We start from the raw sequence: 11,080 nt of genomic DNA, 5'->3' as shown, positions 1-11,080 counted from the left end.
AAGCAATGAAGTCCACAAAGAAAAGTACGACCCAATTTTAGCCGAAGAAGAGCTAAATAATAGCCACTATAAGCAGGATGTTTCTGAAATTATAACCCGACATGGGTTGATCATGCCAAATAAGAGAAACTAATTATTATAAAAGTCCTGAACGACTTTGTGTCCTCGGGTTTTAAATAGTCCCATGGAAAGGTTACATCCAGAATGGAAATAGCTTTTTTGGTAGCTTCCCGGCCGCCTTCCTTTATTTGTTCGTCCCTCTCTCATTACATCAAACCACCGGTGGGGTTGTCTCTTCCCATTCTTCGCCGTAAGGTCACAATCCACTCAGGCTGTAGGGTATTCACCACCCTCCCAAAGCCAAAAGCAGTAACGGGACATGTTACAGCCACAATATCTACCCACCACTGCAAGCTTACATCTTGTGCCATTGCCCTATTTCTCATTATAAATAAAGGAATCAACTCTGTAAAACCTCCCTTTTCAGAATAAATTAACCATTGGGTTCAAACTATTATCCTAGAAAATCATTCCTACATGGAACCGGAACATCCCAATGCTATTTCTTCCCCAAAATGACATCTATCTGGTTTATGCAATGGGCAGCACCCCAAAAAAACCAACCTATAACCCAAAGGTCAGCTGAGAGTAACACCTCCCAGGAGCCAAGCCATCTTAAAACCCATCAAATTCAACCTTCTTTCCAAGGCTGAAGCTGCAGCGTTTGGTAAAACGCTTGGCCTTTCTCCCTTTACAATTTCAAATGCGGTGCCTCCGGTGGTCAATTGAAAAAATAAAACAATCGAACACTCCTGTTTGGATATATCTTGAAAGTGAGAACAATTGATCACATCCAAAGTTTTTCTAATGATTTAATGAACTAAAAATGATCCTTATGAAAAAAAGCTTACTAACGGCTAGCAAATTTCTCATTATAACTTTGGGATTCCTTTCACTAAACTTTTCTAAAACATGGGCGCAGTCTGGGTCTATTATCTTAGCTTTAGAGCAGGATCGTCATAGCATCATTAACAATCCGCATAAGGCCAGGCTACTGTTTGTCGGTAAAACACCTAAGGTAAGTTCTTCCTCAGGAGAGGTTCGCTTTGAGGTAATTGACTTACCTAATGGAATCAGGGAAATGTTAATTGAACTAGACCACCAGGCCTCTAACGAGCGACTAGAAAATGAAGCGGTTGCTCCTATTGAACTTGTGGTGGAGGCTCCAATAGTTGGCAATGGGCCTGAAGAGGTCAATGGAACTGGGGGAAATGAATTTTCAAATAAAAAATTACCTTCTGTTTCCAATCGAAACAGTACGATGCAAGAATTATTGAAAACAAGGGTTGCAATGGAGTTTGTGAATGAAGAGGAGGCAGTGGACCAGCCGGAAGAGTCAAACTATAAAGAAGATGAGGTCCTTTATGTAGCCTATGCTGGCGTAACAGAAGAAAAAGATCACCCCTCAAAGCATCAATCGCCTATTTCAAATTTCAATATCCTGTTAGAAACTTTTCAAACCCATCAAGGAAATCCTGATAAACCGCACTTACTTGAAATCCTTCTTTATGGAACGCCACCAGCCGTACTCTCCAACCGAGAAGATGTAGATGTGAAAATCGATGATCTGGGTGGTGGCTTAAAAGCAATGATTATTGGTGTAAACACTCCCACTCAAAGAAATGAAGCTGGAAACCAAACTGCTTTAGTTCCGGAAGAAACCACCTTATTGTTGGCTGGTCCGGAATTCATTAACGTTGGAACCAATAATAGGGCTGAGGTTTTGAAGACAGGAGAATTACAGCAGGAGGCGGTTTATGCTAGCTTTGTCTATAAAGATGCTGCAGTTTCAGCTTTGGATGAAAATGCCAGTAAGGCAATACCTGAGGAGGAACCACTTAAGTTATTTCCAAATCCTGTTTCAAAATTTTTACAGATAGAGATGGGAATAACTCCATCAGATCAAAAGCTTAAAGTAGAACTACAAAGTATTTGGGGGAAGGGAAATTACCCCATAGCCCCACAAGATATTCAATGGGCAGGCGAAGTCGTAATTATTGATTTAAGTCATTATTCCTTAGAGGCGGGTATCTATTTATTGCACCTACAAATAGGGGATGAATTATTACAGCCACAACGGGTTATTATTGAATAAGTTAGAGTATTCAAGCTCTATGTGATGAAATTTCTGAGGCTAGCCTGGAATCAATAAAAAAGGCCCAAAATGCCTTGGGGCTTGCCCCAAGAATTAATTACTAATAACATCTTCCTGTTCCGCAATGATGGCCCATCGGTGGTGAATAACACCTAGAGCAGAAAGGGAATCTTCAATAAAATTTTATTGGGCCGATCAAGCAACTGATTAATAAGGGATTGTTGTCCATTTATGCGTATTAAAATTCTGTGGATCATTTTCTTCACATTATCTATAAAATAGATTATTTTATATGTATAGCCTCTTAAGATTATGAAAACTCCTTCCTTTGCCTTTCTCCTCTGCCTTCTTTTATTCCTAACTCAATTTGCTAAGGCACAATCCAACCGCACCAGCAAAATTGATTCTCATAAGAAATCCGGGGCCATTCTTTTGAAAATGAATGTCCCCAAAACTACCACCCCTTATGCCAAGACAGTCATTAGCGCTATTCTTTTTGGCTCTTTTGAAAATCCTTTCAATCAATTTGAAATCGCTTTGGATCTTCAAATTGTGAGCCCTTCGGGAGCTAAGTTTCAGCACCCTTTTTATTTTGATAGAAGTATATTTGGCCTTTCTATTTGGAAAACCCATTGGGCACCCAGAGAATTAGGAACCTATAAGGTCTCTTTGTTGATCACCCAAGAAGGAAAAGCAATGAAAAAATCGGCGGAATATTCCCTTCTTGTTGAGGAAGAGGTGGGCAGCGAACCTCAGGATGGTTTTTTAAGCACTACGGATGCTTCCTTCTGGACTTTGGAATTTGAATCGGGGAAAAAATTCCGGGGTATTGGCATTAACCTGGCTTGGGAGCCACGGCCAGATGTCCCTTTTGATATACAGTCTTATACCTACGATTTTCTTATCCCTCTTTATAAAGAAAAGGGGATGAACATGATTAGTACTTGGATGTGTCCTTGGAATTTACCCTTGGAATGGAAAATCACCGCTGGGGGTCGGTATCCTAACGATACTACAAATACCTATAATCAGTTCGCGATACAGCGCATGGACTTCTTAGTAAACCTGTTGGAAGAAAATAAAATGTATGCGAAGCTGACACTGGATTATTTCGGCGCTCTTTCCACCAAGCCTGATGAATTTGGAAACCCGGCTTTCTGGCCCAGAAATAATTATAATGTAAATCTGGGAGGGCCAGCCACTACACCGGAGGAATTCTTTACTTTGGAAGCGGCCAAGCAGCAATACAAGAACCGCTTAAGGTATATTATTTCTCGGTGGGGCTATTCCCCTTACATTCCGATTGTTGAATTTTGGGATGAAATCGATAATGTTATCAATGATGGAAATATAAATGCTGCCAAAGTAGTGGACTGGCACAAGGAGATGAGTGCTTACTGGAAAAGTACCGATAACGCTCACTCCCACATTCTTACTACCAGTATTTCCGATTCTCTTATAGCCGGACTATTTACTATCCCTGACATTCAGCTTTCCCAGGAGCATCTGTACGGGCAAACGGGCACCATACATGAGGTGGTAAACAAGTACAATAGCATGTTTAATAAACCTTTTATCGTTGGGGAGTTTAGTGTGAATTCCCAAAGAGGGCCATCTGAAAGCAGTTTACCAACATATGATAGGGATTTACGCACCGGCTTATGGTTTGGTGTTTTTTCTCCTACCCCTATTTATCCCTTGACCTGGTGGTGGCAAGATTACACCCAACTGGACACCCTTGGCAGTTTTGCTCCCTCTGTACAAATTACGGAGCAAATGCTTTCTGCAGGGCAGGGTACATTCGAAGGGTTTGAAGTAACTAAAGGCCAAAATGTAAATGCCTTTGGCGTACAGACAGGCAATTCATACTGGGTATATATCCGTAATTTCCTATATAATGAAATCACTGTAAAGGCCAACTTTCCTTTAGAGGATACTTCACCTTACAAAATCATGCGTTACAATACGATTACTCAGGAGTACACCGTTCTGACTACCCTAAGTCCGGTTGACAATGTACTTTTTTTGCCACCTCTGTTGATCGATGAGCTGACAGAGATTATTATCCTTGCTCAAAAAGTAATGGAATAATATACTTCTTAAAATTGTACTTCTCATCCTTATACCAAGGATATGAGTTAGGAAGAACAGGGTGAAAATATGCTAAACTTTGTTTTCTCATTAGACTCTTATCTAAACGTTTTCGGGCAATCTGCTATTGGTTCTATAGACAGGGAAACAAAAACTTAATGAACTTTAGTTGAGTTTTTCGGCATTAAGAATACAGCTTGCCAAAAATAATTCGGACAAACTCCAACCATATTTTCATTATGCTGTGAAATAATGGAACATCGTAAATTATAGGGAGTTCAAGATCGTGGTCTATTTCGGTATAAGCCTCTTTTATTTGTGAAGCCTGAGCAAAAATAATCGTCCTCTTTTGGTCGATGGTTGAATGAAGCCCCATCCTGAATAAATGATTCAGTTTCACAAGAGAAAATCATCAGCTTATTCCTGTCACCGAGTTCTGTCTATTCACAGGCCTGAAGGAGTAATAAATAAATAATTACCTGTAAAATGGAATTTATTATTATTTAAATTTTTGTATGGATGGAATGCGTTAATCACTCACCAATAGTTTGTTTTAATTTTACCCCTAAAGGCTTACTTCTTTTCAATTGGAGCTGGTTTTTATCAAAGCATTGGTTAAGCATCCGATATAAACCTGCCCCAATTTGATTGTCTCTAAATGGCAACCCATCCCTGACTTACAAGGAGCCTATCTACCACATTTCAATGAGCAGCTTTTCGATTTCTGCACTTACCTGCACTCCCCATAAACTCACCCTGCAATTAAGACATTCTAGCTTCATATTTTATTGCAAGATAGTTCCCTGCAAACCCACCTTATTCAACCTTCTTCCAAAGACTGTAAAAAAATAATTCCCAATTTCATCAAACTACCCATTGCAAATTCATGTAAATTAACTAACTTTGAAATTCAAAGTACTTTATGATGAAGCAACAACAAGAATACCTTAATGAAATTACAGAGATTCGTTCTTTAATGGAGCGTTCTTCCCGTTTTCTTTCCCTAAGTGGCCTATCAGGCGTGATGGCGGGAGTTTATGCGCTACTGGGAGCGGCCTTTGCCTATTGGACCATCTATCAGAACGATTACCAGTTGGTTTACCGAAGGGTAGATTTGGGGGAGACGAACACTATTAATTTATTAATTTTGGACGCTCTGTTGGTTTTAACCCTGTCTCTTCTTACCGGACTATTTTTAACCCACCGCAAGGCTAAAAAGGCGGGGGCAAGTCTATGGGACAAACAGGCCCGTCAACTGTTGATCAATTTGATGATTCCGTTGTTTACAGGTGGCATATTAAGTTTGATTCTCCTACAAAGGGGGTATGTGGGTATCATAGCACCGTTAACACTCATCTTTTATGGTTTAGCTTTGGTGAATGTGTCTAAGTATACTTTCACAGATGTACGGCAATTGGGGCTAATTGAAATTGCATTGGGATTAATTTCCTGCGTTTATATTGGGTATGGCTTACTTTTTTGGGCCATAGGTTTTGGAATTTTGCACATAGCTTATGGGCTCCTCATGTATGTAAAATATGAAAAGGGAAAACAGTGATCCAAAATATTAACAAAGCATTCGAAAGCCGGGTGCGTTTGGGAGTGATGTCAGTGCTGATGGTGAATGAAAAACTGGATTTTAACGCTTTAAAGGAATTGCTACAATTGACCGATGGAAATTTGGCGAGTCACCTGAAAGCATTGGAAAAAGCTGGTTTTATAGATGTCCATAAACAGTTTATAGGCAGAAAACCCAACACCCAATATATGGCCACCCAAGAAGGGAAAAAGGCCTTCCTGGCTCATTTAGAGGCTTTGGAGAATTTAGTAAAGAAAAGTAAAAAGAGCTGAGTTCTTTTTTTTAATGATCAACTTTGAATTTCAAAGTACTTTAAAATAATAACTATGAAACGAACGAACATTCCCTTAGTTGGTTTAACCTTTGCCTAAATTGTTCCCCAATTTCCTGGAATTATATGGATTGGAAAACCAAAAACTATATGTGTCAATAACCTTCAACTGATACATCTTAAATCAGTTATTATCAACTAAAAAATGGAAAACCTTAGTCTTAATATAAAAACCAGTCAAAATGCGCCCTACTACCTGTGTGTACTTCTGCTTGTTGTGGTATTCAAATTTTACTTTCGCCATGCAGATAATGATGCTTTTCTCTTTTTACTTCAACCCACAAACCATATAATCTCTTTTATTATGGGTTCCCCTTCTATCTATTCAAATGACAGAGGCTTTTTTCATGAGCAATTGAATATGGTAATTGATAAATCTTGCTCAGGCTTTACCTTTTGGAATCTATGCTATACTTTAATATTGTTTAACTTGTTAAATAACATCAGAACAAATAGGAAGAAATTAGTGCTTTTTCCTCTCGCCCTTTTGGCAGGATATGCCCTCACGGTTTTTGTGAATGCTTCCAGAATTCTGCTGTTATTATTCCTTCAAAGGTATATTGATATTAGCTTGGGATGGGTTCATGAAGCCTTGGGAAGCTTTATTTACTTGTCCTTTCTAATTTTTCTATACCTTTCTTTGGAATATTCTAAAACGATAAAATCTCATTAAAATGCGAAATTTACTCAATCCCCGCTGGCTTTTTGTAATCCATATAGCTCCAGTTGCTTTACTCTTATTTTTATTTTATGGACAGTTTACCCTTATCAAAAGCCTTTTGTCTGAGAAAAATATCCAGCTATGGATGGGATTTGGTGCATGTCTGCTTGTCCTTATTGTTTTACATTTGCTCTATGCTATTATTCTAATAGTTAGGAAAAAAGGCCTTTCCCTGTACTATGGGTTAGTCACTCTGTTTGTCCATATTCTTTTCCTCTATATTTATTACTATTTTTCCTCTGAGATAATCCCCCGGGATATGCCTCGCTGGATGTTGGCTGAAGATTTGCATCTTTATGTGGGAACTTTTTTAATGCCCACTTTGGCTCATGCTCTTTTTGTTGTTGTGCGTTCGCTAACCCAAGAAAATGAAGAGCATCAGGCTTGGAAAAGCTTTGCCAAAGCTATAGCCGTCCCCATTGTCTGCTATGTATTTTTTCAGCTTGTCCTTCCTCTTTGGAAATCCTTGCCCTCTGATTTTCACATGCATGCTTTAACTATTTTGGTGATCACAGGGACCGTAGTTTTTTTGTTTTTTCTTATTCGAGGGGTTTTTATTTTGACGCTGAAAAAGGGGAAGAAAGCAAATAAATTCTCTTTGCTGTGGAAGGTTATCGTTTCTCTTATTCTTCCGCTTCTTGGTCTTGCAGTTAACAACGGCTATCTGTATAACTTGGCAAGTTCTAGTGGAGATGGTGGAGTTTTCGGGGATTTTAATCATCCTTTCTTCTATATCCTGACCGTTTTGAATGCTGTATTGCTTTGTCTGCCCAATCCTGAATCGGCAAAGTACCGCCTATTTCTTTTTGCCGGAAGATGTATTACGTTCTCCTTTACCTTTTACTTTTTTCTTGTATTTCTTCCCTTTTTGCCCCTTTCTATTATTGCTATAGTTTTAATCGGAATTGGTTTTTTACTATTGGCTCCCTTGGTCTTATTTGTTGCCCATGTGCAGCAACTATCGATAGATTTTCGTTTTTTAAAGTCTTACTTGTCCCCAAAACTGCTTTTATTCGTATTTCTTATTTGTATTTCCGTTATACCTTTTTCTATAACTTTCACCTATTTGAATGATAAAATAGTATTGAAAGAAACCCTCGATTTTCTTTATTACCCGGATTATTCCCAAACCTATGCCATTGATAAAAGCTCTTTGAGCAAAACCATAAAAATTATCAAGCACCATAAAAGTGGAAGCCGCGACTTACTTTTTGGTAGGAACATTCCTTATTTATCTACCTATTTTAACTGGCTAGTATTAGACAACCTTACTTTATCCGATGCCAAAATTAATAAGATTGAGCGTGTGTTTTTTGGTGGCAAGCCCTTAGATGGGAGAAAGGAAATTCTTAGAAATGAGGAAGTGCATATTTCTAAAGTTCGGACCAATAGCGTTTACGATCCGGATCAAAAGGTTTGGAAAAGTTGGGTAGATATGGAAATTACCAATAATAATGAACACAATAGGTTTTCAGAGTTTGCGACTGAATTTGAATTGCCAACGGCTTGTTGGGTAAGTGATTATTATCTTTTTGTGGGGGATAAAAAAGAAAAGGGAATATTGACCGAAAAGAAAACGGCTCGTTGGATTTTTTCCCAAATCAGAAATGAAAATAGAGATCCCGGCTTGCTTTATTATAAGTCTGGAAACAGGGTTTCCTTTAAGGTTTTTCCCTTTAGTGCAGGGGAAACAAGGAAAACAGGTATTCAATTACTTCATAAGGAGGCAGTCAACATTACAATTGAGGGACAGGAAATTCTTTTAGGGGAGCCTAAAGACCAAGATTATATGGTTCAGGCTGCTAATAAAAAGGAAGCGGTAGTATATGTTTCTTCAATGGAGAAAAAAAGATTGCCCTTGGTGACCAGAACCCCTTATTATCATTTTATTGTGGATGTCTCCCATTTTAAAGAGCCATACAGGGATACGTATGTAAAAAGGATTGAATCCCTTCTTAAAAATGGCCCCATTGATAACAAGCATGCCAAAATTACTTTCACCAATACGTATTCTCAAACAAAGGAGCTAACCGATTCTTGGAAAGATGAGTTGGAAAAAAAGCCTTTTGAAGGTGGATTCTTTTTAGAAAGGGCTATCAAAAAGATCCTGGTTCAATCCTATGAAGATTTGTCCACAACCTATCCTATAATGGTGGTACTGACTGACGATATAGGCAATTCCATAATCGAGAAAGATTTTTCGGGCTTAAAAATAACTTTTCCGGAGTGTAATTACTTTTATACCGTAGACATCAAGGGCGAATTAATTTCTCATTCCCTGATGCGAAAACCTAAAGAGGCGGTGGTAGAGACTCCAGCTTTTCAGTTTTCAATCCCGGTTTTTGCCTGGCCAAATGAAAAACAGCCCCTGGCTTATTTACCCGCCAATGAGTCCCCAGAAATCATCCCAAGGGAAAAGCATATTGACTTAAATGAAACTAAAATAGAAGAAAGTAGTTGGGAGGCAGCCCTGAAGATGCAGGGGAAATGGATGGCCCATAGTTTACATCCCGAAGGCTATGAAAAAGAATGGCTGAATATGGTGAGAAGTAGTTTTATAGCGAGGATTATGACGCCAGTGACTTCCTTTATAGTGGTAGAAAACGAAGCCCAAAAAGAAGTACTTAAAAAGAAACAGGCTCAGGTATTGGCAGCAAAAGAAGTGTATGACCTAGGAGAGGAAGCCCAACGCATGTCTGAACCTGAATTGATGATTTTGCTATTCGTAATTGGGGGATATGGGTTGATTAAAAATAGGAAAAAGATTTTCTCTAAAGTTTAGACTTTAATGCTAGGCAGGGAAATATATAATTCAAAATTGGATTATTACTTTCATTCAGAAAAAAGATTAAAAACAGGTGTCTATATCAACCTGTTTTTTTCTAACTCCGTTGACTCAGATCACAAGCTTAATTTATTTTTTAACTTTTTTAATTAAAAGGAATGTCTAGTCCTAAAATAGGTGGATAGATTAAGGGTTATATGAAATTGTCCACTGGCCTAATTCTTTAATTTCTGAAGATGCCAATGTGAATTAGCTTTTATTTTAATTGATAAGGAATTGATAAGTTATTATTTAATAAGGTCCAACCACTTCTAACCACCATTTATCACTGGTCCGTTTTTTGCTCTCGCCAGCATCCCACAAAATCCATCCAGAAATCCAAAAGGCAACAAAGAGCAACACTTCCCAGGAGATAAGCCGGTCTAAAACTTCCCCTTGTCCTACTCATGATCCATTACTATTGCCTAAAGGGTTCAGTATTTAAGTCCTATAGACCAATATCCCCCTTCAAAGGGGGATAAAGGGAGATGTTCTTCACATCTTATCAAAAAACATCTAAAATCACCAACATTTACCCGTAGCTTCCCAGATCAACTCTCTCGTAAAGTAAGGGGTTCCACAACTATAAACCTCTCATGAAATTCAATGGAGTTGATATGATTTATGGTGGAAGATAGGCCATTCCTTTTTTTACCATCTTTTCTTCTATGTTCCAGAAAGAGCAGTTATGTATACTGGAAATGCACAACTTTCAGAGGCACCAGGTGTTCCTTGGGTGTTAGATGGAAGTGCAGTACCATCACTTGCTACTATGAGCGCTATAAGAGATTTCTTGCCTGCAAAAGCTACAATTGTGCCTGGCCATGGTCGACCTGTTGGGCCTGAAGCTCTTGATTTTACTATTGACTATCTGGGGAAACTTATATCAGAGGTACAGGCTAGTATTGATGCGGGGAATGATTTGGAAGCTACTCAAGCCGCTGTAGTGATGTCAGACCTTCAAGGGTACTCCTTATGGGACTTTGTCCACACTACGGTTAATGTACCTAATACCTTTAATGACTTACAATAAGATAGTTGCCCAATTGATTATACAATATTATTTATTCTTGTTCATCTAATAAGCCCCCTAACAGTTTGGTGACGATAGGGGGCTTTTCTTTATTTTTAACAAATTAAATTCCGGATGAAGAAATCTTTGAATTGGACAAGGAGGAACAAGTAGTTTAATCCAGTATTTTTGAAGGATTAAAGTTGAATAAAGAATTCTATGCATACCAATTATGCGGATGAATGAAAAACCAACGGTATCTAGTCTTTCAAAGCTTATTTGTAAAGTCTAATTTATATATATATAGAATAAAATAATGGTGATCTATCTTTAAATTGATAAATACTTAGAAATACAGATAGAATGG

9 protein-coding genes are annotated in these 11,080 nt (G+C 38.3%); 7 read left to right on the top strand and 2 right to left on the bottom strand.

Features of this window, described 5'->3' with window-relative positions; all coding sequences use genetic code 11:
- Nucleotides 1-266 precede the first annotated feature (266 nt).
- Complete coding sequence (locus E1171_RS16530; protein ID WP_222931525.1) at nt 267-431, bottom strand: hypothetical protein; 165 nt, start codon at nt 429-431, stop codon at nt 267-269.
- Nucleotides 432-895: 464 nt separating this feature from the next.
- On the opposite strand from E1171_RS16530, the gene E1171_RS16525 reads away from it, so the two are divergent.
- Nucleotides 896-2,155, top strand: a complete 1,260-nt coding sequence (locus tag E1171_RS16525; protein ID WP_155207157.1) for a T9SS type A sorting domain-containing protein — start codon at nt 896-898, stop codon at nt 2,153-2,155.
- A gap of 312 nt (nt 2,156-2,467) precedes the next feature.
- Nucleotides 2,468-4,246 carry a glycoside hydrolase 5 family protein gene (locus E1171_RS16520; protein ID WP_155207156.1) on the top strand — a complete coding sequence of 593 codons (1,779 nt, stop codon included), beginning with the start codon at nt 2,468-2,470 and terminating at the stop codon, nt 4,244-4,246.
- Between the two features lie 184 nt (nt 4,247-4,430).
- On the opposite strand, the gene E1171_RS16515 is transcribed toward E1171_RS16520, so the two are convergent.
- Nucleotides 4,431-4,622, bottom strand: a complete 192-nt coding sequence (locus tag E1171_RS16515; protein ID WP_222931524.1) for a hypothetical protein — start codon at nt 4,620-4,622, stop codon at nt 4,431-4,433.
- A gap of 546 nt (nt 4,623-5,168) precedes the next feature.
- Here E1171_RS16515 and E1171_RS16510 point away from each other — a divergent pair.
- The 5 genes from E1171_RS16510 (at nt 5,169) to E1171_RS16490 (ending at nt 10,734) form a co-directional block, all read left to right on the top strand.
- On the top strand, nt 5,169-5,804 hold the full coding sequence (locus E1171_RS16510) for a hypothetical protein (protein ID WP_343031429.1): 636 nt from the start codon (nt 5,169-5,171) through the stop codon (nt 5,802-5,804).
- Nucleotides 5,801-6,097, top strand: a complete 297-nt coding sequence (locus E1171_RS16505) for a winged helix-turn-helix domain-containing protein (protein ID WP_343031428.1) — start codon at nt 5,801-5,803, stop codon at nt 6,095-6,097. The genes E1171_RS16510 and E1171_RS16505 overlap by 4 nt, the downstream gene beginning before the upstream one ends.
- Nucleotides 6,098-6,301: 204 nt before the next feature.
- Nucleotides 6,302-6,829: an exosortase K gene (gene xrtK / locus E1171_RS16500; RefSeq protein WP_155207154.1), complete on the top strand. Its 528-nt coding sequence runs from the start codon at nt 6,302-6,304 to the stop codon at nt 6,827-6,829.
- 1 nt (nt 6,830) lies between these two features.
- Complete coding sequence (locus tag E1171_RS16495) at nt 6,831-9,659, top strand: MSEP-CTERM sorting domain-containing protein (RefSeq protein ID WP_155207153.1); 2,829 nt, start codon at nt 6,831-6,833, stop codon at nt 9,657-9,659.
- A gap of 730 nt (nt 9,660-10,389) precedes the next feature.
- A complete protein-coding gene (locus E1171_RS16490) occupies nt 10,390-10,734 on the top strand; it encodes an MBL fold metallo-hydrolase (protein ID WP_155207152.1) in 345 nt (114 codons plus the stop codon).
- The last annotated feature ends 346 nt before the right edge of the window (nt 10,735-11,080 follow it).

This window comes from Xanthovirga aplysinae (assembly GCF_009711365.1).
Classification (GTDB): domain Bacteria; phylum Bacteroidota; class Bacteroidia; order Cytophagales; family Cyclobacteriaceae; genus Xanthovirga; species Xanthovirga aplysinae.
This window is presented reverse-complemented; position numbering and strand designations above follow the sequence as displayed.

Excerpts from the sequence above, each read along its gene's own strand:
- E1171_RS16530 (WP_222931525.1), bottom strand. The coding sequence starts at position 431 with ATGGCACAAGATGTAAGCTTGCAGTGGTGGGTAGATATTGTGGCTGTA.
- E1171_RS16495 (WP_155207153.1), top strand. The coding sequence starts at position 6,831 with ATGCGAAATTTACTCAATCCCCGCTGGCTTTTTGTAATCCATATAGCT.
- E1171_RS16520 (WP_155207156.1), top strand. The coding sequence starts at position 2,468 with ATGAAAACTCCTTCCTTTGCCTTTCTCCTCTGCCTTCTTTTATTCCTA.
- E1171_RS16490 (WP_155207152.1), top strand. The coding sequence starts at position 10,390 with ATGTATACTGGAAATGCACAACTTTCAGAGGCACCAGGTGTTCCTTGG.
- E1171_RS16510 (WP_343031429.1), top strand. The coding sequence starts at position 5,169 with ATGATGAAGCAACAACAAGAATACCTTAATGAAATTACAGAGATTCGT.
- xrtK (WP_155207154.1), top strand. The coding sequence starts at position 6,302 with ATGGAAAACCTTAGTCTTAATATAAAAACCAGTCAAAATGCGCCCTAC.
- E1171_RS16525 (WP_155207157.1), top strand. The coding sequence starts at position 896 with ATGAAAAAAAGCTTACTAACGGCTAGCAAATTTCTCATTATAACTTTG.
- E1171_RS16515 (WP_222931524.1), bottom strand. The coding sequence starts at position 4,622 with ATGGGGCTTCATTCAACCATCGACCAAAAGAGGACGATTATTTTTGCT.